Genomic DNA, 22,846 nt, shown 5'->3' with positions numbered 1-22,846 from the left:
ATCATGGCAGCTTCACTCAAAATCGCGGGCATCCGCAAAGTCTATGGCAAGGCCGACAAGGCCGTGGAAGTCCTTAAAAAAATCGACATCGACGTCGCACCGGGCGAATTTTTGATCCTGGTCGGGCCTTCGGGCTGCGGCAAGTCCACCCTGCTCAACATCATCGCCGGCCTGGAAGAACCCAGCGAAGGCCAGCTGCTCATTTCGGGCAAGGACGTTGTCGGCGTCGCGCCCGCCCAGCGCGACATTGCCATGGTGTTCCAGAGCTACGCGCTGTATCCGAACATGAGCGTGGCCGACAACATCGGCTTTGCGCTGGAGATGCGCAAGGTTCCCAAAGCGGCGCGCGTCAAGCGCATCGCCGAGGTGGCCGCCATGCTGCAGATCGAGCATTTGCTGAACCGCCGCCCGGCGCAGCTCTCCGGCGGCCAGCGCCAGCGCGTCGCCATGGGGCGCGCCCTGGCCCGTGACCCGCAGATATTCTTATTCGACGAGCCCTTGAGCAACCTGGACGCCAAGCTGCGGGTGGAAATGCGCGCCGAGATCAAGCGCCTGCACCAGCTCAGCGGCATCACCAGCGTGTATGTCACGCACGACCAGATCGAGGCCATGACGCTGGGCAGCCGCATCGCGGTCATGAAAGACGGCATCCTGCAGCAAATCGGCACGCCCGACGATATTTACCGCCGTCCCGCCAATACCTATGTGGCGGGCTTCATTGGCTCGCCTACTATGAATTTCATAGCTGGAAATGCAAGCGGGACCAGCGCAGGAGGCCTATTTTCCTTTGAAGGCGGGGAACTGCCGCTGGACTGCCCGGCGCCGGCCGGCGCGGTCATGCTGGGGCAGCGGCCCGAGCACATCCACCTGCAGGCGGATGCGCCGTGGCGCGGCGAGGTCATGCTGGTGGAGCCCACCGGCGCGGACACCTATGTGGTGATCAAGACCGCCGTGGGGCCGATCACCGTGCGCGTGCCGCCAAATACGCCCGTCAAGGTCGGCGAGCTGACCGGCCTCGGCGTGAGCAGCAAGCACAACAACTGGTTTGATGCACAAAGTGGCCTGCGCATCGCCTGACCCGGCTATGCTGGTGGCCGTGCGCAGTGGCAACGCGCAGGCGCGGTTCCTGCCGCGCACCATGCAACACAACCTGTTCAACACACACTACCCATGACCACCCACCTTCCACCTGCCGGCGCACTCGACATCGTGATCTTCGGCGGCACGGGCGACCTGTCGTTCCGCAAGCTGCTGCCCGCGCTGTACATGGCGCACCTGCACGAAAAGCTGGCGGCCGACGCACGCATCATCGCCATTGGCCGTCAGGACTGGACGCATGACGAGTACCTGGCGTTCATCGACAGTCACTCGCCCGCATTCATCGACGCCAGTGCCTTCAGCGCCAGCGACTGGCAACATTTTTTGGCGCGCCTGACCTATGTCAGCATGGACGTGATGCAAGGCGAGGACTACGCCCGGCTCAAAACCCTGTGCAGCCAGCCTGCATTGCGCGTGTTCTACCTGGCCACGGCGCCCAGCCTGTTCACGCAGATTTGCGCCCGGCTCTCGGACGCCGGCCTGGTCGATGCGCAGGCCCGTGTGGTGCTTGAAAAACCGCTGGGCACCGACCTCGCCTCGGCCCGCGCCATCAACACCGAAGTGGCGCGCTACTTTGACGAGCATCAGATTTACCGCATCGACCACTACCTGGGCAAGGAAACGGTGCAAAACCTGATGGTGCTGCGTTTTGGCAACGCCATTTACGAGCCGCTGTGGCGCGCCCCCTACATCAGGAGCGTGCAGATCACGGTGGCCGAAACCGTGGGCGTGGGCAGCCGCGCCGGCTTTTACGACGGTGCCGGCGCCATGCGCGACATGGTGCAAAACCACCTGCTGCAACTGCTGTGCATCGTGGCGATGGAGCCGCCGATCTCGCTCGATGCCGACGATGTGCGCGATGAAAAGCTCAAGGTCTTGCGCTCGCTGCGCAAGATGGACCTGGCCGACATCAAGCGCGACACGGTGCGCGGCCAGTACACCGCAGGTGCGTCCGAGGGTGCCGCCGTGAAGGGCTACCTTGAAGAAGACGACGTGCCGGCCGGCAGCCGCACCGAAACCTTCGTGGCCTTGCGCGCGCACATCGACAACACGCGCTGGGCCAATGTGCCCTTCTTCCTGCGCACCGGCAAGCGCATGCAACAGCGCCAGTCGCAAATCATCATCGAGTTCGCCGACCAGCCCTTCTCGATCTTTGGCACGGCGGCCAGCCATGAGCCCAACCGCTTGATCATCAGCTTGCAGCCCGAAGAGTCCATCCACCTGGAGATGATGGTCAAGGAGCCCGGCTCGGGCATGAAACTGCACCCCGTCAAGCTCGGCCTTGACCTGCAATCGACCTCCGACAAGCGCCGCGCCGAAGCCTATGAACGCTTGCTGATCGACGTGGTCAAAGGCCGGCTGACGCACTTCATGCGCCGCGACGAACTGGAAGCGGCCTGGACGTGGATAGAACCCATCCTGGCCGGCTGGAAAGCGCTGGACGACAAGCCCCGCAGCTATTCAGCCGGCAACTGGGGACCGGCTGCCTCATCGGCGCTGATGGCGCGCGAACACCTGTCCTGGTTCGAGGAAGCCTGATGCGCGGCGCACCCCCCACCACCACCGAGGCTTCACGCCAGAAAGAAAGCTTGAGCCATGTTTGAATCGCGCAACCCGGACATCGCCAGCCCCGCCCCCTATCCGCGCTGGCTGGGCGACATTGGCGGCACCAACGCCCGCTTTGGCTGGCAAGCCAGCGAAAGCGCAGCGATCAGCCATGTGCAAGTGTTGCCGTGCGCCGAACATGCATCCCTCCTGGAGGCCGCGCAAAGCTATTTGCGCGAACAAGGCTTGAGCGCGCCGCCCTGCGCTGCCTTTGGCATTGCCAACCCGGTCACGGGCGACCAGGTCGCCATGACCAACCACCACTGGAAGTTCTCGGTCAGCGCCCTGCGCGAAGGCCTGGGCCTTGCGCGTTTTTTGCTGCTCAACGACTTCACCGCGCTGGCCTTGTCGCTCCCGCAGTTGCCCGAGGCACACAGGCGCGCCGTGGGGGGCGGCCAGGCGGCGCCCGACGCGGCCATCGGCCTGATCGGTGCGGGCACCGGACTGGGCGTGTCGGGCCTGTTGCCGCTGGGCCACCAGAACAAGTGGATTCCGATTGCAGGGGAAGGTGGCCATGTGAGCCTGAGCGCCGCCACGGCCCTGGAATTCGCAGCCATCGAGCAGTTGCAAAAGCGCTATGGCCATGTGTCGGCGGAACGCGTGATTTCAGGCGCGGGCCTGGTCGATCTGTACCACGCGCTGTGCGACCTCAAGGACGGCCAGGGCCGCGAGATCACCACCCCGGCGGACGTGATGGCGCGCGCGCGGGACGTGCCCCTGTCCACCGCCAACCAGGCACTCGACATGTTTTGCGGCTTTCTGGGCAGCGTGGCGGGCGACCTGGCGCTGACGCTGGGCGCACGCGGCGGGATTTACATCGGCGGCGGCATCGTGCCGCGCATGGGCGAGCGCTTTGAAGCCTCGCCGTTTCGCGCCCGCTTTGAGGACAAGGGCCGCTTCAAGCCCTATTTGCAGGCCATCCCCACCTGGGTGATCCACAGCCCGGTCTCGCCCGCGCTGCAAGGCGCATCGCAAGCGCTCTCGCTCACGCAATGGTGAAAAACGGGGCGCTTCGGCAATGTTTTATCCGTTCAATAACGCCTACAGTTAGCTTCCCCGTCCACCTCCAGAAATCATGCTGCTTACCGATTTGATTGGCTACTGCGCCGCCACCCTCACCACGGCCAGCTTTGTACCCCAGGCCTGGCACACCTTTCATACCCGGGACGTGCGCGGCATTTCGCTGGGCATGTACAGCGCGTTCACCGTCGGCGTGCTGTGCTGGACCGTCTATGGTTTGCTGATGGACGCCTGGCCCATCGTCGTGGCCAATTGCATCACCCTGGTCCTGGCGCTGGCCATTTTGGTGATGAAGCTGCGCTATCACCAGGCCTGAGCCCTGGTCAGGAGCGAGGCCGCCCCAGCCCCATAATCTGCGTCCATGGCCAAACTCAAGCAGCTCGAATCCTTTGTCTCCGTGGTCGCGCGCGGCAGCCTGACGGCGGCGGCGCTGGCCGAGGGCGTGGCGCCAGCCATCATGGGGCGCAGGCTCGATGCGCTGGAGGAGCGCCTGGGCGTCAAGCTCTTGGTGCGCACCACGCGGCGCATCACGCTGACGCACGAGGGCAGCGCTTTCCTCGAAGACTGCCAGCGCCTGCTGGCCGACCTGGCCAATGCCGAGGCCAGCGTGTCGGCCGGCGGCGTCAAGGCCAGCGGCCACCTGCGCATCACCGCGCCGGCTGGCTTTGGCCGGCGCCATGTCGCGCCGCTGGTGGCCACATTCCGCGAGCAGCATGCCGACGTGACCATCACGCTGAACCTGGGCGACCGGGTGGTCGATCTGGCCGGCGAAGGCTTTGACTGCGCGGTGCGCGTCGGCGACCTGCCCGACTCGTCGCTGGTCAGCGTCCGGTTGGCCGACAACCGGCGGCTGTGCGTGGCCACGCCGCGCTATTTAAAGCAGCATGGCACGCCGCAGCACCCCGCCGAACTGGCCAAATTCGACTGCCTCACGCTGTCCAGCGAAGCCTCGCAGACGCGCGGCTGGGCGTTTCATGTGGCCGGCGAACTGGTTTATCTGAAACCCGGAGGCCCGCTCGACTGCTCCGACGGGCAGGTGCTGCACGACTGGTGCCTGGCGGGCTACGGCATTGCTTGGCGCAGCACCTGGGAAGTCGAGTCCGAAATCGCCGCCGGCCGGCTGGTGGCGGTGCTGGAAGACTTTGCCGCGCCGGCCAACGGCATTTACGCCGTGTTTCCGCAGCGCAAGCATCTGCCGTTGCGGGTGCGGCTGTGGATCGATTTCCTGAAGCACCACTACAGCCAGCCGGAGTTCTGGCGGCAGTAAGTATCTGGCAAATCGATAACTTCCCTGCGTCATACCCGCGAAGGCGGGTATCCAGACTCGTTGGAGCGTTTCAGCCCGTGTTGCTGGATTCCCGCCTTCGCGGGAATGACGGACGGGAAGTTATTGCTGACCGCAGCCTGAGGCATTGACCTAAACCAGCCCGGCCAGCAGCCACGCGCCGGTGCCCCACATCATCAGCGCCACCAAGCCATCGAGCGCGCGCCAGACCCACGGCGCGTTCAGGCGGCTGCCCAGGCTCCACATCGCCAGGCCGAGGGCGCTGAACCACAGCAGCGAACCGGCGGCCGCGCCCAGCCCAAACACCGCGTTGTCGGGCCGCGCGTAGGCCAGCGAGGCGGTGCCCATCAGCACGGCGGTGTCCAGCCAGGCATGCGGATTGAGCCAGGACATGGCGACGGCCAGGCCGATGGCGCGGCGGCGCGACATGCCTGGCGCCGCCTCAGGCCCTGCGCCCGGTACGGCCAGCGGCGCCGGCCGGACAAAGCGCTGCATCGCCTGCGCGCCGTACATGAACAGCAACACGGCGCCAGCGCCCGTCAGCGCGCCCAGCAGCTTGCCCGACAGGCCGCCCAGTTGCGCCAGCCCGCCCACGCCGACGGCGATCAGCGACACATCGGTCACCACGCAAATCGCCACCGTCAGCCACAGGTGCTCGCGCCGCAGCCCCATGCGCATGACATGGGCGTTTTGCGGCCCGATGGCCATGATGAGCGACAGGCTTAAAGCCAGGCCAGCGAAGAAAGCCGGAGCGGTGAAGAGGTTCATGGGAGGCACGCGTCAGGGTGAATGGCAAAAGATCAAAGCGCCTGCCTTGCTGCAGACGCCCTGCCAGTGTCGCGACTCTCGCCGATGAATTAAATAGAATTAACTAAAATTAGCTTTACTCAATAAAAACTAAAGCAGGTTCCATGCTGGATGCAAGGCAACTCGAAGCACTGGCCGCCGTCATTGAAGGCGGCAGTTTTGGCGCGGCCGCCAAGGCGCTGAGCGTGACGCTCGCAGCGGTGTCCTTGCGCATCAAGTCGCTGGAGGCGGCGCTCGGTCAGCGGCTGCTGGTGCGCGGCAAGCGGGTAGCCGCCACCCCGGCCGGCCAGGCTTTGCTGGCGCATGTCAAGCAGTTGCGGCTGATGGAAGCCGACCTGATGGCCGGCCTGCCGGGCGCGGGCGCTGACACGGCGCGCATGCAGACCCTGAGCGTGGCGGTGAATGCCGATTCGCTGACCAGTTGGTTCCTGCCGGGCGTGGCGCCCGCCGTGCAACAGCACCGCCTGCTGCTCGACGTGGTGGTCGATGACCAGGACCACACCCATGACGCGCTCAAGAGCGGCGATGTGGTCGGCTGCGTCACCACGCTGGCGCAGGCCATGCGCGGCTGCGTGGCCGAGCCGCTGGGCATCATGCGCTACCGCTGCGTGGCCGCGCCGGCGCTGGTTGCCGAGTGGGGCGCCGCCCTGCCTCACCTCATGCTGCGCAGCCCGGCAGTGATCTTCAACCGCAAGGACGCGCTGCAGGACGCCTGGCTGGCGCAGCATTTCAACTTGCAGGGTGCGCTGTATCCGCGCCACTTCGTCCCGGCGGTCGATGCCTTCGAGCTGGCGCTGGAACTCGGCCTGGGCTGGGGCATGATGCACGATCTGCTGCTGCAGGCGCGCACCGGGCGGGCGCCGCTGCAGGAAGTCCTGCCCGGCCATCCGGTCGATGTGGTGCTGTACTGGCAGCACTGGGCGCGCGAGCCGCTGGCCGCCCAGCGCCTGACGCAGGCCATCAAGCGGGCCGCGCGCGACGGCCTGCTGCAGGGCTGAAGCGGCCGGCCGGCGGCCTCATCAATGCAAGGTTCTGATAGAAATATGCCATTTGCGCAATGCCCATAAGCATAGGCAGCTATTTATTCAATAGCACCCGGCAGGCATCGCCGGGCCAGCGGCAAGGCCTCATTTGCTCAGGCACTCTTTCATAAAGGCCTTGCGCGCATCGCCTTTTTTGCCTTTGGCATCGGCGTTGCAGGTTTTCATCTTGCTTTGCTGGGTGCTGTCTTGCGCAGTCACTTCTTTCTTGGCGCTCAGGCATTCCTTCATGAAAGCCTTGCGCTCGTCGCCCTTCTTGCCAGTGGCATCCTTGTTGCAGGTGGCCATCTTGCTTTGCTGACCGGTTTTGGCCGGCGCGACAACGGCCGGGGACGCGGCCGAAACCGCTGGCGCTGACGCCGGGGCCATTTTGGCCGGGGCAGCCGGGGCGTTCTGGGCCTGGGCGCCGGCCGACAGGCCCATCGTCAGTGCAAATGCAATAGCGCTCAGTGACAGCAATTTGTTCATGGTGACTCCAATAAATGAGTTTGGAAGTGATTTCCGGCTGGAAATCCAGACCCTAACGCGGCCAGCACCGGATTCGATGACCGGGTATCCACCGGGGCCAGACGCCAATCCGGCCGGCATTGGCTTGACCGTAAAATCCGCCCATGCTTTCGATTAAAAAAGACCTGCTCTCCGCCCTGGCTATCGCGCTGGAACAACTCTCTCCCGGTGCTGGCGACAAAGCCGCCTTCGAGTCGCCCAAAGTCGCCGCCCATGGCGACTTCGCCTGCACCGCTGCCATGCAGCTGGCCAAGCCGCTCAAACAAAACCCGCGCCAGACGGCCGAAAGCCTGCGCGCCCGGCTGCTGCTGGCGCCAGCCTTCGAGCGCTGGGTCGAGGCGGTTGAAATCGCCGGCCCGGGCTTCATCAACATCCGCCTGAAGCCCGCCGCCAAGCAGGAAACCGTTCGCGAAGTGCTGCAGGCCGCAAGCCGCTACGGCACGCAAGCCACCGACCACGACCGCAAGATGATCGTCGAGTTCGTCTCTGCCAACCCGACCGGCCCGCTGCATGTCGGCCATGGCCGGCAGGCGGCGCTGGGGGACGCGATCTGCAACCTCCACGCCACGCAGGGCGCGCAGGTCTGGCGCGAGTTCTACTACAACGATGCCGGCGTGCAGATCCACACCCTGGCCACCAGCACGCAGGCGCGCGCCAAGGGCCTGAAGCCGGGCGACGCCAGTTGGCCCGAGCCGGCCTACAACGGCGACTACATCGACGACATTGCCCGCGATTTTCTGGCCAAAAAGACCGTCAGGTCCGACGACCGTGAATTCACCGCCTCGGGCGATGTCGAAGACATGGAAGCCATCCGCCAGTTCGCCGTGGCCTATTTGCGCCACGAGCAGGACCTGGACCTGCGGGCCTTTTCGGTGCGCTTTGACAACTACTACCTCGAATCGAGCCTGTACAGTTCGGGCCGCGTCGAGTCCACGGTGCAGCGGCTAAAAGACGCCGGCAAGACCTACGAGCAGGACGGCGCGCTCTGGCTCAAATCGACCGACTACGGCGACGACAAAGACCGCGTCATGAAAAAGAGCGACGGCACGTTCACCTACTTCGTTCCCGACGTGGCCTACCACCTGGCCAAGTGGGAGCGCGGCTTTACCAAGGCGGTCAACATCCAGGGCATGGACCACCACGGCACCATCGCCCGGGTGCGCGCCGGCCTGCAGGCGGCCAATGCCGGCATTGCGCAAGGCTACCCCGACTACGTGCTGCACACCATGGTGCGCGTCGTGCGCAACGGCGAGGAAGTCAAGATTTCCAAGCGCGCTGGCAGCTACGTCACGCTGCGCGACCTGATCGAATGGACCAGTGCCGACGCGGTGCGCTTCTTTTTGCTCAGCCGCAAGCCCGACACCGAATACATCTTCGACATCGACCTGGCCTTGGCCAAGAACAACGAAAACCCGGTGTACTACGTGCAGTACGCGCATGCGCGCATTTGCTCCATCCTGACCGCCTGGGGCGGCGATGAAAGCCAGCTCGGGCATGTCGACCTGTCGCCGCTGGCCAGCCCGCAGGCGCAGGCGCTGATGCTGCTGCTGGCCAAGTACACCGACATGCTCAGCCATGCGGCCGCCGGTTTTGCGCCGCACGACGTGGCGTTTTACCTGCGCGAGCTGGCCGCCTGCTACCACAGCTACTACGACGCGGAGCGCATCCTGGTCGATGACGAGGCAGTCAAACTCGCGCGCCTGGCGCTGGTCGCGGCCACCGCGCAGGTGTTGCACAATGGCCTCGCGGTGCTGGGCGTCAGTGCGCCGCGCAAGATGTAACCAGGCTGCTGGCAAACCCCGGCAGCCATTCAAATTTCAGTCAATGCAAGTAACGGCTAAGTCATCGGAAAACGGTATGAAAAAGCAACGTGGTGGAACCCTGCTGGGTCTGGTTATTGGCGCGCTGCTCGGCCTGGGCATTGCGCTCACCGTGGCGGTGTACGTCACCAAGGTGCCGGTGCCCTTCATGAACAAGAGTCCGACGCACAGCCCGGACAGCGATGCCGCCGAAGCCCGGAAAAACAAGGACTGGAATCCGAACGCGCCCCTGGCCGGGAAAAATCCCGCCAGGCCGGCCGCCCCGTCGGCGGCGGGTGATCTCATCCCGCCGGTCGAACCCGAAGCCGAGGCGGCCACGTCCAGCACCGTGCCCGACCCGGTGCTGACGCCAGAGCGTGGCACGGCACCCGAGGCGGCGGCCAAGCCCAAGCGTGTTGCCACGCCCGAGGCGGTGAAAAAACCCGAACATGTTGCCGCGCCCGAGGCGGTAAAGAAGCCTGAACGTGTCGCAACGCCCGAGGCGGTGACGAAGCCCGAGGCCGTAACCAAACCCGAACGTGTCGTGAAAACACCCAAACCGGCAACGCCTGTTGAAGCACCCGTGGCGGCGCCGGCTGTGCCTGCGCCTGCGCCTGCCATCGTGGCCAAACCGGCCAGACCCCCGTCGGCCGATCCGCTGGGCGACCTGGTCAAGTCGCGCTCAGAGGCCGCGCCGGCAGCGGCGTCCGGCTCGGACCCGTTCAATTACTTCATCCAGGCCGGCGCCTACCGCACCCCCGAAGACGCCGAGCAGCAGCGCGCCCGCCTGCTGCTGCTGGGCATGCAGGCCAAGGTGACCGAGCGCGAACAGGCCGGCCGCACGGTGTACCGCGTGCGCGTGGGTCCGTTTGACAAAAAAGACGACGCCGACAAGGTCAAGGACAAGCTCGACAACAGTTCGATAGAAACCGCGCTGGTCCGGGTGCAGCGTTAAGTTTCATCCTGGCTGAACTTTTTGGGTTGGCTGCATCAAACCTTTGCAACATTGACACCAGGAGAAACCATCAATGCAACGTCGTGAGTTTTCAATTTCAGCCGCCACGCTGGCAGTCGCCGCCACGGGCATTTCCGCACTTCCCTCGCTGGCGCAAGCCCAGGCCAAGGCCTTTCAAAGCGGCACGGACTACCTGACGCTGGACAAGCCGGCCGCCACAGAAGCACCGGCCGGCATGGTCGAGGTGGTTGAATTCTTCTGGTACAACTGCCCGCACTGCAACGCCTTCGAGCCGATGTTCGATGCCTGGGCCAAGAAAGTTCCCAAGGACGTGCTGGTGCGCCGCGCGCCCATCGCCTTCCGGCCCGACTTCGAGCCGCAGCAGCGCCTGTATTACGTGCTCGAAGCCATGGGAAAGGTCGAGGAACTGCACAAAAAGGTCTTCAACGCCATCCACCTTGAAAAGCAGCAACTCGCCACCGCCGACCAGATCACGGCCTGGGTCGAAAAACAGGGCATTCCGAAGGCGAAGTTTGTTGAAATGTACAACTCGTTCTCGGTCAGCACCAAGGTGCGCAAGGCCACGCAGCTGCAGGATGCCTATGCGCTGGACGGCGTTCCCGCCCTGGGCATCAACGGCCGTTATTTCACCTCGGGCACGCAGGCCAAGACGCTGGAACGCGCGCTGCAGGTCACCGATTACCTGATCGGGCAGTCGCGCGGCAAGGCGCGATAAATCCAGGAACAGGCTTTTTCCCAAGAAGCCTGAAGCGCAAAGCCCTGGCCAGTGGCAGGCCGGGCCTTCATATGCTACTTATTCAGTAGCACACTTCGCAAGCTGAACAAGCGCAAACAGCATTTTTTATCTAAAAATCGTGACGCCACGGCAGGTTTGGCGCGCTCAGTCGCTGGCCATTGCGCCGCCGGCGCGCCTGCCCTGTTTTTGAGCCCTGCGCCACAAAACGCTTAGCCCCTGCAGTGACAGTGGGTTTCATCCTACGCCGTGTTACACATTTTTATCAAGTTTACGTATTTAATCAATTTAAGGAAAAAATACTTTTCCATGCAAAAAAGCTACTGAAACTGTTCACCCTTTTGCATCCATCGTCCGGCTCCTGACCGGGCGTGGTCCGAATCAAAGTCACTCTCGCAAAAGGCCTCCCTTGTTCAAAAACAATCTTCTGCCGTTGGCACTCCTGGCCCTGAGCCAGGGCGTGTTGGCCCAGCAACCCCCCAGCGCCGGCAGCCAGATCCAGCAAATCCCGCCCGCCCCGGTTCCCCAAAAAATGGCGCCTGCCATTCGCATCGAGCCCAGCAGCGCACCAGCGACTGCAGCCTCCGATGCCGTGAAGATTGTTGTCAACAGCCTGCGGGTGAGCGGCGCGCGCACCTATCCCGAAGCCGAACTGGTGGCCCTGACCGGGTTCAGGCCGGGCAGCGAACTCAGTCTGGCCGACCTGCGCGGCATGGCTGCCAAAATCACCGAGCGCTACCGCAGCAGCGGCTATTTCGTCGCCCAGGCCTACCTTCCCGCGCAGGAGATCAAGGACGGCGCAGTCACCATTGCCGTCGTCGAAGGCCAGTACGGCAAGGTCGCCGTGCGCAACCAGAGCCATTTGTCGGACGACCTGGTTTATGGCCAGCTTGAGGGCATCAACGCCGGCGACACGGTCGCCATCGCGCCGCTGGAAAGCCGCCTGCTGCTGCTGTCGGACATTCCCGGCGTGAACATCACCTCGACGCTGACGCCCGGCGCGTCGCTGGGCGCATCCGACCTGATCGTTGACGTGGTGCCCGGCCAGCGCGTCACGGGCAGCATCGATGCAGACAACGCCGGCAACCGCTACACCGGCGAGTACCGCCTCGGGGCGACGGTGAACCTGAACAACGCGGCAGGCCGGGGCGACGTGGCTTCGCTGCGCGTGCTGACCTCGGGCTCGGGCCTGAACTACGCCCGGGCGTCCTACCAGATGCAGTTCGGCAAGGCAACAGCCGGCCTGGCCTATAGCTGGCTGGGCTACGAACTGGGCCGGGAATTTGCCAGCCTCAATGCCAATGGCACGGCCAAGATCGCCAGCATCTACGGCAGCTATCCGCTGATCCGCTCGCGCGACACCAACCTGTACGCCGGCCTGGCCTTTGACCACAAGACCTTTGAAGACCGGGTGGACGCCACGCGGGCGGTGACCGACAAGAAGGCCCAGGCGCTGATGGCCAGCCTGCGCGGCGACCACCGCGACAGCCTGGGCGGCGGCGGCTTGAGCAGCTATACGCTCACCGGCACGGCCGGCCATATCGACATCCAGACCCCGTCAATGCGCGCGTTCGATGCGGCGACGGCGCAGAGCAACGGCCACTACACCAAGCTGGGCTTTAGCGCCATGCGGCTGCAAAGCGTGACCGACACGGTGTCGCTGTACGCCGGCATCAACGGCCAGGTGGCGTCGAAAAACCTGGACGTTTCGGAAAAGATGGAACTCGGCGGCATCAACGGGGTGCGCGCCTATCCGGAAGGCGAAGCCTATGCCGACCAGGGCTATGTGCTGACGCTGGAAGCCCGGATGCGGCTCCCCACTCCCGACCAATTTCCAGGGCAGATGCAGCTGGTCGGCTTCGTCGATACCGGCAGCGTGAGCTTCAACAAGAACCCGTGGGCAGCCGGCGACAACCACCGAAGCCTGAGCGGCGCGGGCATCGGGCTGAACTGGTCGGCCTACAACAACTTCGTGGTCAAGGCGTCCTACGCCCGCAAGCTGGGCAGCGCAAGCGCGACTTCGGCGCCGGACAAGTCGGGCCGGTTCTGGATCCAGGCCGTCAAGTATTTTTAAGCCTGCGCTGAGCAGCCTTGCCTGCCAAAGCCTCGCCACACAGCCCCCGCATTTTTGAAGAACACCCGAAAGCTCTCCCCATGAACCACATTCACCGCTCCATCTGGAACGACCAGACCGGCACTTTTGTTGCCGTTTCAGAAAACACCCGCAGCGCCGGCAAGAAAATCTCGTCCTGCACCTCGGCGGCTGGCGGCGGCGCCCACTTCGGCCTGAAAACCCTGGCGGTTTCCCTGATGCTGGCCTGCGGTGCGGGCGTGCATGCCCAGCCCACGGGTGGCGTGGTGTCGGCGGGCAGCGCCACCATTGGCGGCACGCCAGGCCACATGACCATCACCCAGACCACGCCCAACGTGGCGATCAACTGGCAGAGCTTTGGCATCAGGGCCGGCGAGTCGGTCCAGTTCGTGCAGCCGGGCAGCAGTTCGGTCGCGCTCAACCGGGTTGTCGGCGCCGATCCTTCGAGCATCCTGGGCAGCTTGAGTTCCAACGGCAAGGTCTTTCTGGTCAACCCGAACGGCATTCTGTTTGGCCAGGGTGCGTCGGTCAACGTGGGCGGGCTGGTGGCGTCCACCCTGGGGATCAGCGATGCCAACTTCATGGCGCGCAACTACCAGTTTTCCGGCGCCGGCACGGGCAGCGTGGTGAACCAGGCAAGCCTCAACGCCGCCAGCGGCGGCTACATTGCCCTGCTGGGCGCGAACGTCAGCAACCAGGGCGTGATTGCGGCTCAGCTCGGCACGGTGGCGCTGGCCGCAGGCAATGCCGTCACGCTTGACATGGCGGGCGACAGGCTCTTGAGCGTCACGGTCGATCAGGGCGCGGTCAACGCGCTGGTTGACAACGGCGGACTGCTCCGGGCCGACGGCGGCCTGGTGCTGATGACCACCCAGGCAGCGGGCAGCCTGCTGTCCAACGCGGTCAACAACACCGGCGTGGTTCAGGCGCAGACGCTGCAGAACCAAGGCGGCACCATCAAGCTGCTGGGAGGCATGGCATCGGGTAGCGTCAATGTTGCCGGAACCCTGGACGCCAGCGCGCCCGCAGGCGGCCATGGCGGCTTCATTGAAACCTCGGCGGCACGCGTCAAGGTGGCGGACAACACCCGCATCACCACCGCAGCGCCCCAGGGAAAGACCGGCAACTGGCTGATCGACCCGCAGGATTTCACGATTGGCAGCGGGGCCACGGACAACATCTCCGGGGCGACGCTGTCGGCGCAACTGGTCACCAGCAGCGTCACCATCAGCACGCTGGCGGCAACGCCGGGCAATGGCGACATCAACATCAACCAGGCCGTCAGCTGGACGGCCAGTTCAACTCCCACGACCTTGACGCTGAATGCCATTCGGGACATCAACGTGAATGCGGCGGTGACGGCCACGAATGGCAACTTTGTCGCCTGCTGTGGGCGCGATGTCAATGTGAATGCCGCCATCACGACGGTCAATGGAAGTGTCCTGCTGAACGCCGGTCATGATGTCAATCTGCTGGGCGCCCTGACGACGACCGACGGAAACATCAACATCTGTGCTGCGGAGGATGTGAACATAGGCGCAAAAATCACGCTGACCCGAGGCAGCAGCATTCCCGCCCAGAGCCTGGGCCTGCCCCTTGGGCTGGTGCTGAATGCCGGTTATGGCGGCACCGGACCGGGCGCGGCCAGCGGCACCGTGGTTTTTGCGCCGCTGGCCCCGCCCGTTAGCGTCACGGGACCGAATGCGCCGGTCACCCTGAACTACAACCCGACTTCGTACATCACGCCGACGGACTACTCGGGCAACTTCATCCTGAGCAGCGGCGCCACGCTGACGCAGCACATGCTGGTGTTCGCTGGCGGCGACAAGGTCTTTGACGGCACGACGGCGACCACCCTTTCATCGCTCAAGGGCAACCCTGCCGGCGTGACACTGGTTGCAGGACCGGGGAGTTCCGCAAACTTCGATACCTCGGGCGCGGGAAACGGCAAGAGCATCACCTACACAGGCTACAGCCTGGGCGGTCCCAATGCCAGCGCCTATGCCCTGGCGGTTTCGTGCTGCGGCCCTGCGGTTGCAAGAACGACGGGGAACATCACGCCGCCGGTCGTGGTGGTTCCGCCGCCGGTTGTAGTGGTGCCACCAGTTGTAGTGGTGCCGCCGGTCGTAGTGGTGCCGCCAGTTGTGGTGGTGCCGCCGGTCGTGGTGGTGCCGCCGGTCGTGGTGGTGCCGCCAGTTGTGGTGGTGCCGCCGGTCGTGGTGGTGCCGCCAGTTGTGGTGGTGCCGCCGCCGGTCGGTACACCACCGCCGGTTGTGGTGGTGCCGCCGCCGGCCGGTACGCCATCGCCGGTCGTCGTGGTGCCACCGCCGGTCGTCGTCGTGCCGGTCGAAGCCCCACCCAGTCCGTTCCCGCCCCCACGGACCCTTCCAGCTCCGCCAGTGGCAGCCAGCCTGACACCCCCGGTCGTCGCGCTTTTGGTGGTGCCTCCTTCACCACAGCCGGTCGCCTTCAGGGTGGAAGTTCCGCCCGAAACCCCCGTCGTGGCGCTGACGCCGGACGTGGCTCCTGCGGTAACGGCAGCGCCGCCCTACATGGCGCCTCAACGCATTCGCAAACAGGACCGCAACTAAGCAGCGCAGGCGCGCCCTGATGTGCATGGACAGCAAAATGACAACACCTGGAAAAAGAAAGCCACTGCGCTTTTTGACAACCTCCATGGCCCGGGGACTGTTCCTGAGCCTGGCGCTGGCCGGTCTTTCCGCGCAGCCAGCGGTTGCGCAGGACATCGCGCAGTTGTCCCCGGCGTCGCAAAAACTAGCCGACTGGGTGGTGGACTCGGCCGACAACCACCAGCGGCCCTTCCTGATCGTTGACAAGACGCAAGCCAGGGTCTTTGTATTCGACGCCCACGGACAACTGCGCGGCGCAGCCCCCGCGCTGCTTGGCCTGGCGGTGGGCGATGACTCCGTCCCCGGCATTGGCGAGCGCAAGCTGTCCAGCATTCGCCCCGAGGAGCGCACCACGCCTGCCGGCCGCTTCGTGGCGTCGCTGGACCGCAATCTGCACGGCGATGAAATTCTCTGGGTGGACTACGACGCGGCGATTTCCCTGCACCGGGTCGTGACCTCCCAGCCCAAGGAGCGCCGCGCCGAGCGCCTGGCCACGCCGACCCCGCTGGACAACCGCATTTCCTATGGCTGCATCAATGTGCCGGCCCCGTTTTACGACAACGTGGTGAGCCCGGCGTTCACCGGAACCGACGGCATCGTCTATGTGCTGCCCGAAACCCGCTCAGCCCGCGAAGTCTTCGGCTCCTATGACGTCGGCGAGCATCCACGCCCGCAGGCGCCCGGCCAGGCCGCGCCGGCCTCAGTGCCGCTCTACACCGCCAGCCAATGATGTAGCTGAGTGAGGGCGCCTGAATCCTGATGATTCAGAGGCCGCGCCCAGGTGGGGCAAGACTGTTTTCGCGCATGCGCAATTCCTGCGACCGGCATGGCTACAATGGCAAAATCCGTAGCTGCAAGATTCGTGCCTTATGAAACGCCCTTTTCTCTCCCTCCTCCTGCTCGCCGTCATGGCGGCGGGTGCCGTGCTGCCGGCCGCGGCCGAGAAAGCTGACCGCGACAAGCCGATGAATGCCGAGGCCGACGCCTTGCGCTACGACGACCTGAAGCAGACCAGCGTGTTTACCGGCAACGTCGTCATCACCAAGGGCACCACCATCATTCGCGGCGGCCAGGTCGAGGTCAGCCAGGATCCCGAGGGCTACCAGCTGGCCGTGGCCACGGCAGCGCCCGGCAAGCTGGCCTACTACCGCAAAAAGCGCGATGGCGTCGATGAGTACATCGAAGGCGAAGGCGAGCGGATCGAATACGACAGCCGCGCCGACCTGGTCAAGTTCATCAAGCGCGCCGTGGTGCGCCGCTACAAGGGCGCGACGCTGAGCGACGAGACCACCGGCGGGCTGATCGTGTACGACAACAACACCGATGTGTTCACCGTCGATAGCGGCGCGAAAAACAGCACCGCCGCCAATCCCGGCGGACGGGTTCGCGCCATGCTGTCGCCGCGCGGCCCGGCCGCTGGCGCCGCCGCCCCGACCCCGCCATCCGGCGGACCGGCGCCCGTTTTGCGCCCCAGCACCACGCTGGGCAACGGCACATCCCCGAAAGCACCCTGAATCCATGAACCGAGTCATTGATAAGGTCATTGCGCAGAATGCAGCGGTTCGCGCCGAGCCGCCCAGCAGCCTGGTCGCGCAGGGCCTGAGGAAATCCTACGGCAGCCGCCTGGTGGTGCAGGATGTCTCGCTGTCGGTGCAAAAAGGCGAAGTCGTCGGCCTGCTCGGCCCCAACGGCGCGGGCAAGACCACCTCGTTCTACATGATCGTCGGCCTGGTGCGCGCCGATGCGGGCGCCATCTCCATCGACGGCCAGCCGGTCGAGCACATGCCGATTCACCGGCGCGCCCGCCTGGGCCTGAGCTACCTGCCGCAGGAAGCGTCGATTTTTCGCAAGCTCAGCGTGCAGGAAAACGTGCGCGCCGTGCTTGAATTGCAGCGTGACGCCTCGGGCAAGCCGCTGGGCCGCGACGCGCTGGAGTCGCGGCTCGATGCGCTGCTCAAGGATTTGCGCGTGGACCATCTGCGCGACTCGCCGGCGCCGTCGCTGTCGGGCGGGGAGCGCCGCCGGGTCGAGATTGCCCGCGCCCTGGCCACCCAGCCGCGTTTTATCCTGCTCGACGAGCCGTTTGCCGGCATCGACCCGATTGCCGTGATCGAGATCCAGCGCATCATCGGTTTCCTGAAATCGCGCGGCATCGGCGTCCTGATCACCGACCACAACGTGCGCGAGACGCTGGGCATTTGCGACCATGCCTACATCATCAGCGACGGCCATGTGCTGGCCAACGGCACCCCGGCCGAAATCGTGAACAATGCCGATGTACGCCGGGTATATCTGGGCGAACATTTCAAAATGTAATGCGATCAACATGAAGCAAGGCCTTTCCCTCCGCGTCTCGCAGCACCTGGCGCTCACGCCGCAACTGCAGCAGTCGATCCGGCTGCTGCAGCTTTCGACGCTGGAGCTGAGCCAGGAAGTCGAGCAGATGCTTGATGAAAATCCTTTTCTTGAAGTGGCTGACGACTCGGCGCCGCGCGAAGAGTTTGGACTGGACCAGACCGACACGCCTGTCAGCCAGGACAGCCGCGAATTCGATTCCGCTACGGATTCGATAGCTATAAACACAGATACATCAAGCGTAAGCAGCCAAAAAGAGTCTGAAACCACGGCAGAAGCAAGCACCGAAGCCACACTGGAAGAAAGCTGGGAAGGCGACGGGTCGGTCGAGTCCTCGCCCGATGACAGCGAATGGGGCGGCGATGCGCCGGCGCGCAAGAACAACCTGGACGACAGCGATGCCGAAGCCTCGGACCTGACCGGCGCCCACGAATCGCTGCAGGACCACCTGCACCGGCAGGCGCTGGCCCTGCGCCTGTCCGAAGTGGACCGCGCCGCGCTTTACTTCCTGATCGAGTCGCTCAATGACGATGGCTACCTCGAAGACAGCCTGGCCTCGCTCGCGGCCGGCCTGGCGCATGGCGACCTGGAGCAGACCGAGGAGCTGGAGCAGTGCTTCGCCATGGCGCTGCAGTTGCTGCAGCACATGGAGCCGGCCGGCGTCGGCGCGCGCACCCTGGCCGAATGCCTGAACCTGCAACTGCTCGATTGCAAGGATTGCGAGGAAACCCGCGCCGCCATCGCCATCTGCAAGCAGCCGATGGAACTGCTGGCCAAGCGCGATTTCAAACGCCTGGCCAGCCTGTGCCGGTTCTCCGAAGACGCCATCAAGGGCGCGATGGCCGTGATTGCGCGCCTGGACCCCAAGCCCGGCCGGCGCTTTGCCAATGTCGAGCGCAACCTGATCGTTCCCGACGTGATCGTCGTCAAGTCCGGCCGGGGCTTCAAGGTCACGCTCAACAGCGACGTGATGCCCCGGCTGCGGGTCCACGACATCTACGCCAACGCCCTCAAGCAGCACAGCGGCCGGGGCAGCAGCGGCCCGGGCGGCGGGCAGGCGCTGCAGCAGCGGCTGCAGGAAGCGCGCTGGTTCATCAAGAACATCCAGCAGCGTTTCGACACCATCCTGCGGGTCAGCAACGCCATCGTGGAGCGGCAGAAAAACTTCTTCACCCACGGCGAACTCGCCATGCGGCCGCTGGTGCTGCGCGAGATCGCCGACGAGCTTGGCCTGCACGAATCGACCATTTCGCGCGTGACCACGGCCAAGTACATGGGCACGCCGTTCGGCACCTTCGAGCTGAAGTATTTCTTTGGCTCCGGGCTGGGCACCGAGAGCGGCGGCAATGCGTCGAGCACCGCCGTGCGCGCGCTCATCAAGCAGTTCGTCGCCTCCGAAAGCCCCAAGAAGCCGCTCAGCGACAGCCAGATTTCCGAGATGCTCAAGGAGCAGGGCATCGAATGCGCGCGCCGCACGGTGGCCAAATACCGCGAGGCCCTGCGCATCGCACCGACCAATTTGCGCAAGGCGCTGTGAATGTCGCCCCCACGGTCGTTCGCTTCGCGTAACTCCCTGCCCCCCGAGGGGGCCGCTGCGCCTGCGGTCTGGCGAAGCCAGTCCCGCAGTCCCTATTTGAATACTCTTTATCCGTTCGCCCTGATGTAGCGAAGGGTTCTACCCAACAAAGCTGCGGCTCCTCACGATCAGCCCAGCATAGTGACCATAACTCATGAACCAACTCCAACTCTTCCTCCCCTGCGCCGCCGGCGTCGAGAACCTGCTGGCCGCCGAAGTCCAGCGCATCACCGGCATCGAGGGCAAGGCCTGGCGCGCCGGCGTGCAGCTGCAGGGCTCCTGGCGCGAAGCCCTGCAGCTCAACCTGCACAGCCGACTGGCCCAGCGCGTGTTGATCGAGCTGCAGCACGGCCAGTACCGCAGCGAACAGGATCTGTACAACGCCGCCGCCAGCGTCGCCTGGGAAATCTGGTTCACGCCGAATCAGACCTTCAAGGTCGAGATCACCGCGCAGCACAGCCCACTGCAAAGCCTGAATTTCGCCGCGCTGAAGATCAAGGACGCGATTGCCGACCGCTTTCGGCACAAGTTCAACGACGTGCGCCCCAGCGTCGATACCCGCTGGCCCGATGTGCGCGTGTATGTGCACCTGACCACCGACGCGGTGACGATCTACATCGACACCTCGGGCGAGCCGCTGTTCAAGCGCGGCTGGCGCGAGGACAAGGGCGACGCGCCGCTGAAGGAAACGCTGGCCGCCGCGATGATCGCCGCCAGCGGCTGGGACCAGTTATGCAAGCAGGGCGTGCCGCTGTACGACCCGTGCTGCGGCTCGGGCACCATCGTCATCGAGGCCGCGCAGATCGCCTGCAACATCGCGCCCGGCATCAACCGCAAGTTTGCGTTTCAGAAGTACCTGCCCTTCCAGGGCCATGTCTGGGACGGCCTGCTCGACCAGGCTGAAGCGGCGATTACCGAGCCGACGGCGCCGGTGTATGGCAGCGATGTGTCCTTCCGCATGGTCGATTTCGCCGAGCGCAATGCCGAACGCGCCGGCGTCGCCAACGCGGTGCAGTTTCGCGGCGGCGACGCGCTGCAGCGCATGCCGCCCGCGCCCAGCGGCGTGATGCTGGTGAACCCGCCCTATGGCGAGCGCATCGACGTGGCGGGCGTGGCCGGCGTCAGCGGCCTGCAGGGGCGCGACCAGCGCGAGCAGCGCGAGCAGCGCCGCTCGCAGTTCCAGGGCCAGAGCGTCGATGAATTCGGCCAGCCGGTGGTTCGCCCCGAGCGCGAGGGACGGCCAGGCCGCGACGAGCGCAATGACCGCGACAGTCGCGATGAAACCGGCTTCGAGCCGCCGCGCGACCGCTCCGCCAACCCCGGTCGCGAGCAGGCGCAAAACGCCTGGGGCGAGGAAGCCTCGGACTTTTTCCCGCAACTGGCCGCGCACTGGAAGAAAAACTACGCCGGCTGGACCGCCCATGTGCTCACGCCCGACCTGAAACTGCCCAGCAAGATGCGCCTGAAGGAATCGCGCCGCGTGCCGATGTGGAATGGCCCGATCGAATGCCGGCTGTTCCGCTTCGACATGGTCGCCGGATCGGCGCGCGCCAAGCCGGCGGATCAGCCGAAACTGTGACGATGCCAGCGAGCGGGTCGCAGAACGATGCCGGCAGGCAGCCGGTCGTCATCGACACCAACATCATTCTGGACATCTTCGTTTTCGCCGATGCCGCCGCCAAGCCTGTCAAACAGGCGCTGGAAGCCGGCGAACTCGACTGGATCGCCACCCGGCCGATGCGCGACGAACTCGCCCGCGTGCTGGACTACCCGCAAATCGTGCCGCGCCTGAAGTTCTACCAGCTCAGCGCGGACGACGTGCTGGCCGCGTTCGACCGCCACGCCCGCGTCATCGAAGTCGCCATCAAGGCCCGGCTGAACTGCAGCGACCCCGACGACCAGAAGTTCATCGACCTGGCCGTTGCCGAAAAAACCCTGCTGCTGAGCAAGGACCGGCATGTGCTTTCGATGTCAAAAAGGCTTCTTACGCATGGTGTACGGGCACAGGCAGCTATGTAATTTATAGCGAAAAGGGTCGTGGAAAATCCGGGCTGGCAGTTACTGGTGCGGATTTCGCCATTGCTGCACGCCCCACGATTCAGCCAGTGAGTCACGACACGCGTGCGCAAGGTTCAAGGAGAGCGCTTGAACCTCGATGCCAAGTTTTCCTTGTTCCAGAGCACGCCCCAATTGCACCATCGCGGCCTCGACGTGCTTGTCTTCGACCAACGCCAGCTCCCCCCAATAAAGCGACCAGAAGCGCTGCCTGGCCAAAGCAATTTCGTCTTTCGATGAGGCGGTGGCAAGGGTTGCCGCTGCTTGCGTTGCTTCCGTGTACAGCTTGAGCTGGCGGTCGAGGAAGGGTCTGGTGGCTTCTATTCGTCGCGTTTCCGCCTGGCTACGCTGGTTCGACACGAACTGATAGCCACCCCACACAAAAGCGACGGCGGCGCCTGCCAGCGTGAGTATCTTGATCCAGGACTCAAGCGGCGGTGTCTGCATGGTGTTTCCCGAAGGCCTCTTGAAGCTTCAAAAATAGCCTTGAAAGTCATTTGAACTGCCAGCTCACCTTGTGCTCCACGGCGATGGCACCCAGGCCTTGCCCGGGCGCGGGAAGTGGGCTGATGGTGTACGGGGCGGTGCCGGATATTCCTTTGTATTTGCCAGTTCCGCCGATCAGGGTGTGTACACCGGCTTCAAACGTGGTGAAAACCTTGTCGCCGTCGCTATCAGTCTCGGTACAGGCGCCGCGACCCTTGGGCTTGCCGCTCACGCTCTCCGAGTACAGCAGGCAGCGTACGCCCATGTTGTCGAAGACTTTGGAACCGCTCGTATTTCGGGTGGCTCCGAGCATTTCCACCAGCGCCTGGGAACCCGATTCGCCCATGTCGAGATTCGCCAGGGGACGGCTGGTGTAGTAGGTGACGTAGGTCGCGGTTCCCTGTTGCGGTATCTGGGGCTTGTCGGCGGCCCACGCAACTTGAATGAGAGACAGGGGTATGAGCGCAGCAAGGGCTGCTGAAGTGAGCTTATTCATTTCCATCCTCGGCTTTTCGTTGATTTGGGTTGTACCTCTGTATCCCGGCTGGGTAAATTCAGTTGAAAACCGGCGCCAGTCCAATCTCTGGCGCCAAAATTGAAACTGCCGCTTTCAAAACCCGCGCGGGTCATCGACCGGATCTTGCGTGATGACGGTGCAGCGCTCTGCCTTGTTCGGGCCGGCGCTGGCTGCGGCCTGGCGCCAGGCCCAGGCCCAAGCCCAAGCCCAAGACATTCCAGACTGCACTCTATGACCCGGGTTTTCCGATGACTTGATGTTTCGC

Annotated in this window: 22 protein-coding genes; 17 read left to right on the top strand and 5 right to left on the bottom strand. The window is 64.5% G+C overall.

What is annotated here, in order from left to right:
* Positions 1-3: 3 nt before the first annotated feature.
* From ABLV49_RS02325 to ABLV49_RS02305, 5 genes are all read left to right on the top strand, one after another.
* The gene (locus ABLV49_RS02325) at positions 4-1,077 is read left to right on the top strand and encodes an ABC transporter ATP-binding protein (protein ID WP_349280011.1); all 1,074 of its coding nucleotides are present in this window, start codon (positions 4-6) and stop codon (positions 1,075-1,077) included.
* Positions 1,078-1,170: 93 nt separating this feature from the next.
* A complete protein-coding gene (zwf, locus tag ABLV49_RS02320) occupies positions 1,171-2,637 on the top strand; it encodes a glucose-6-phosphate dehydrogenase (protein WP_349280010.1) in 1,467 nt (488 codons plus the stop codon).
* Between the two features lie 57 nt (positions 2,638-2,694).
* On the top strand, positions 2,695-3,702 hold the full coding sequence (locus tag ABLV49_RS02315; RefSeq protein ID WP_349280009.1) for a glucokinase: 1,008 nt from the start codon (positions 2,695-2,697) through the stop codon (positions 3,700-3,702).
* Positions 3,703-3,778: 76 nt separating this feature from the next.
* A complete protein-coding gene (locus ABLV49_RS02310) occupies positions 3,779-4,039 on the top strand; it encodes a SemiSWEET transporter (protein WP_349280008.1) in 261 nt (86 codons plus the stop codon).
* Between the two features lie 45 nt (positions 4,040-4,084).
* Positions 4,085-4,990: a LysR family transcriptional regulator gene (locus tag ABLV49_RS02305; RefSeq protein ID WP_349280007.1), complete on the top strand. Its 906-nt coding sequence runs from the start codon at positions 4,085-4,087 to the stop codon at positions 4,988-4,990.
* Between the two features lie 150 nt (positions 4,991-5,140).
* Here ABLV49_RS02305 and ABLV49_RS02300 read toward each other — a convergent pair whose 3' ends face one another.
* A complete protein-coding gene (locus ABLV49_RS02300; protein ID WP_349280006.1) occupies positions 5,141-5,776 on the bottom strand; it encodes a LysE/ArgO family amino acid transporter in 636 nt (211 codons plus the stop codon).
* Positions 5,777-5,919: 143 nt separating this feature from the next.
* Here ABLV49_RS02300 and ABLV49_RS02295 point away from each other — a divergent pair, with 143 nt between their 5' ends.
* Positions 5,920-6,813, top strand: coding sequence for an HTH-type transcriptional regulator ArgP (locus ABLV49_RS02295; protein ID WP_349280005.1), 894 nt, complete (start codon positions 5,920-5,922; stop codon positions 6,811-6,813).
* 129 nt (positions 6,814-6,942) lie between these two features.
* On the opposite strand, the gene ABLV49_RS02290 is transcribed toward ABLV49_RS02295, so the two are convergent.
* Complete coding sequence (locus ABLV49_RS02290) at positions 6,943-7,323, bottom strand: PsiF family protein (protein WP_349280004.1); 381 nt, start codon at positions 7,321-7,323, stop codon at positions 6,943-6,945.
* A 143-nt stretch (positions 7,324-7,466) separates the two neighbouring features.
* Between ABLV49_RS02290 and argS the strand changes: the two genes are divergently transcribed.
* The 11 genes from argS to ABLV49_RS02235 all read left to right on the top strand — a co-directional run bounded on the left by argS (position 7,467) and on the right by ABLV49_RS02235 (position 21,542).
* On the top strand, positions 7,467-9,143 hold the full coding sequence (argS, locus tag ABLV49_RS02285; RefSeq protein ID WP_349280003.1) for an arginine--tRNA ligase: 1,677 nt from the start codon (positions 7,467-7,469) through the stop codon (positions 9,141-9,143).
* A 76-nt stretch (positions 9,144-9,219) separates the two neighbouring features.
* Entirely contained in the window at positions 9,220-10,116 is an 897-nt protein-coding gene (locus ABLV49_RS02280) for an SPOR domain-containing protein (RefSeq protein WP_349280002.1), read from the top strand.
* A gap of 73 nt (positions 10,117-10,189) precedes the next feature.
* Positions 10,190-10,852 (top strand): thiol:disulfide interchange protein DsbA/DsbL, encoded by a 663-nt coding sequence (locus ABLV49_RS02275; protein ID WP_349280001.1) that lies wholly within the window; start codon positions 10,190-10,192, stop codon positions 10,850-10,852.
* A gap of 427 nt (positions 10,853-11,279) precedes the next feature.
* Entirely contained in the window at positions 11,280-12,944 is a 1,665-nt protein-coding gene (locus tag ABLV49_RS02270) for a ShlB/FhaC/HecB family hemolysin secretion/activation protein (protein WP_349280000.1), read from the top strand.
* Positions 12,945-13,024: 80 nt separating this feature from the next.
* On the top strand, positions 13,025-15,553 hold the full coding sequence (locus ABLV49_RS02265) for a filamentous hemagglutinin N-terminal domain-containing protein (RefSeq protein WP_349279999.1): 2,529 nt from the start codon (positions 13,025-13,027) through the stop codon (positions 15,551-15,553).
* Between the two features lie 85 nt (positions 15,554-15,638).
* Positions 15,639-16,322, top strand: a complete 684-nt coding sequence (locus ABLV49_RS02260; protein WP_349279998.1) for a hypothetical protein — start codon at positions 15,639-15,641, stop codon at positions 16,320-16,322.
* A 139-nt stretch (positions 16,323-16,461) separates the two neighbouring features.
* Positions 16,462-17,106, top strand: a complete 645-nt coding sequence (gene lptA, locus ABLV49_RS02255; protein ID WP_349279997.1) for a lipopolysaccharide transport periplasmic protein LptA — start codon at positions 16,462-16,464, stop codon at positions 17,104-17,106.
* Between the two features lie 4 nt (positions 17,107-17,110).
* The gene (gene lptB / locus ABLV49_RS02250; protein ID WP_349279996.1) at positions 17,111-17,908 is read left to right on the top strand and encodes an LPS export ABC transporter ATP-binding protein; all 798 of its coding nucleotides are present in this window, start codon (positions 17,111-17,113) and stop codon (positions 17,906-17,908) included.
* 10 nt (positions 17,909-17,918) lie between these two features.
* Complete coding sequence (locus ABLV49_RS02245) at positions 17,919-19,484, top strand: RNA polymerase factor sigma-54 (RefSeq protein WP_349279995.1); 1,566 nt, start codon at positions 17,919-17,921, stop codon at positions 19,482-19,484.
* Between the two features lie 193 nt (positions 19,485-19,677).
* The gene (locus tag ABLV49_RS02240; protein WP_349279994.1) at positions 19,678-21,102 is read left to right on the top strand and encodes a THUMP domain-containing class I SAM-dependent RNA methyltransferase; all 1,425 of its coding nucleotides are present in this window, start codon (positions 19,678-19,680) and stop codon (positions 21,100-21,102) included.
* A 2-nt stretch (positions 21,103-21,104) separates the two neighbouring features.
* Positions 21,105-21,542: a putative toxin-antitoxin system toxin component, PIN family gene (locus ABLV49_RS02235; RefSeq protein ID WP_349279993.1), complete on the top strand. Its 438-nt coding sequence runs from the start codon at positions 21,105-21,107 to the stop codon at positions 21,540-21,542.
* A gap of 39 nt (positions 21,543-21,581) precedes the next feature.
* Here the strand turns inward: ABLV49_RS02235 and ABLV49_RS02230 are convergent, their stop codons facing one another.
* From ABLV49_RS02230 to ABLV49_RS02220, 3 genes are all read right to left on the bottom strand, one after another.
* Complete coding sequence (locus ABLV49_RS02230; RefSeq protein WP_349279992.1) at positions 21,582-22,025, bottom strand: hypothetical protein; 444 nt, start codon at positions 22,023-22,025, stop codon at positions 21,582-21,584.
* 46 nt (positions 22,026-22,071) lie between these two features.
* Entirely contained in the window at positions 22,072-22,560 is a 489-nt protein-coding gene (locus ABLV49_RS02225; protein ID WP_349279991.1) for a hypothetical protein, read from the bottom strand.
* Between the two features lie 114 nt (positions 22,561-22,674).
* Positions 22,675-22,797, bottom strand: coding sequence for a hypothetical protein (locus ABLV49_RS02220; protein ID WP_349279990.1), 123 nt, complete (start codon positions 22,795-22,797; stop codon positions 22,675-22,677).
* Between the last annotated feature and the right edge of the window lie 49 nt (positions 22,798-22,846).

Origin of the sequence: Polaromonas hydrogenivorans, from assembly GCF_040105105.1 — a bacterium.
Classification (GTDB): Bacteria; Pseudomonadota; Gammaproteobacteria; order Burkholderiales; family Burkholderiaceae_C; genus Polaromonas; species Polaromonas hydrogenivorans.
This window is presented reverse-complemented; position numbering and strand designations above follow the sequence as displayed.

Bases quoted from the DNA above. Each gene is read 5' to 3' on its own strand.
- ABLV49_RS02280 (WP_349280002.1), top strand. From the start codon at position 9,220: ATGAAAAAGCAACGTGGTGGAACCCTGCTGGGTCTGGTTATTGGCGCG.
- lptA (WP_349279997.1), top strand. From the start codon at position 16,462: ATGAAACGCCCTTTTCTCTCCCTCCTCCTGCTCGCCGTCATGGCGGCG.
- ABLV49_RS02245 (WP_349279995.1), top strand. From the start codon at position 17,919: ATGAAGCAAGGCCTTTCCCTCCGCGTCTCGCAGCACCTGGCGCTCACG.
- ABLV49_RS02275 (WP_349280001.1), top strand. From the start codon at position 10,190: ATGCAACGTCGTGAGTTTTCAATTTCAGCCGCCACGCTGGCAGTCGCC.
- ABLV49_RS02225 (WP_349279991.1), bottom strand. From the start codon at position 22,560: ATGAATAAGCTCACTTCAGCAGCCCTTGCTGCGCTCATACCCCTGTCT.
- ABLV49_RS02325 (WP_349280011.1), top strand. From the start codon at position 4: ATGGCAGCTTCACTCAAAATCGCGGGCATCCGCAAAGTCTATGGCAAG.
- ABLV49_RS02310 (WP_349280008.1), top strand. From the start codon at position 3,779: ATGCTGCTTACCGATTTGATTGGCTACTGCGCCGCCACCCTCACCACG.
- ABLV49_RS02235 (WP_349279993.1), top strand. From the start codon at position 21,105: ATGCCAGCGAGCGGGTCGCAGAACGATGCCGGCAGGCAGCCGGTCGTC.
- ABLV49_RS02300 (WP_349280006.1), bottom strand. From the start codon at position 5,776: ATGAACCTCTTCACCGCTCCGGCTTTCTTCGCTGGCCTGGCTTTAAGC.
- ABLV49_RS02315 (WP_349280009.1), top strand. From the start codon at position 2,695: ATGTTTGAATCGCGCAACCCGGACATCGCCAGCCCCGCCCCCTATCCG.
- ABLV49_RS02220 (WP_349279990.1), bottom strand. From the start codon at position 22,797: ATGTCTTGGGCTTGGGCTTGGGCCTGGGCCTGGCGCCAGGCCGCAGCC.
- ABLV49_RS02240 (WP_349279994.1), top strand. From the start codon at position 19,678: ATGAACCAACTCCAACTCTTCCTCCCCTGCGCCGCCGGCGTCGAGAAC.
- zwf (WP_349280010.1), top strand. From the start codon at position 1,171: ATGACCACCCACCTTCCACCTGCCGGCGCACTCGACATCGTGATCTTC.
- ABLV49_RS02260 (WP_349279998.1), top strand. From the start codon at position 15,639: ATGGCCCGGGGACTGTTCCTGAGCCTGGCGCTGGCCGGTCTTTCCGCG.
- ABLV49_RS02230 (WP_349279992.1), bottom strand. From the start codon at position 22,025: ATGCAGACACCGCCGCTTGAGTCCTGGATCAAGATACTCACGCTGGCA.
- lptB (WP_349279996.1), top strand. From the start codon at position 17,111: ATGAACCGAGTCATTGATAAGGTCATTGCGCAGAATGCAGCGGTTCGC.
- ABLV49_RS02305 (WP_349280007.1), top strand. From the start codon at position 4,085: ATGGCCAAACTCAAGCAGCTCGAATCCTTTGTCTCCGTGGTCGCGCGC.
- ABLV49_RS02265 (WP_349279999.1), top strand. From the start codon at position 13,025: ATGAACCACATTCACCGCTCCATCTGGAACGACCAGACCGGCACTTTT.
- argS (WP_349280003.1), top strand. From the start codon at position 7,467: ATGCTTTCGATTAAAAAAGACCTGCTCTCCGCCCTGGCTATCGCGCTG.
- ABLV49_RS02290 (WP_349280004.1), bottom strand. From the start codon at position 7,323: ATGAACAAATTGCTGTCACTGAGCGCTATTGCATTTGCACTGACGATG.
- ABLV49_RS02295 (WP_349280005.1), top strand. From the start codon at position 5,920: ATGCTGGATGCAAGGCAACTCGAAGCACTGGCCGCCGTCATTGAAGGC.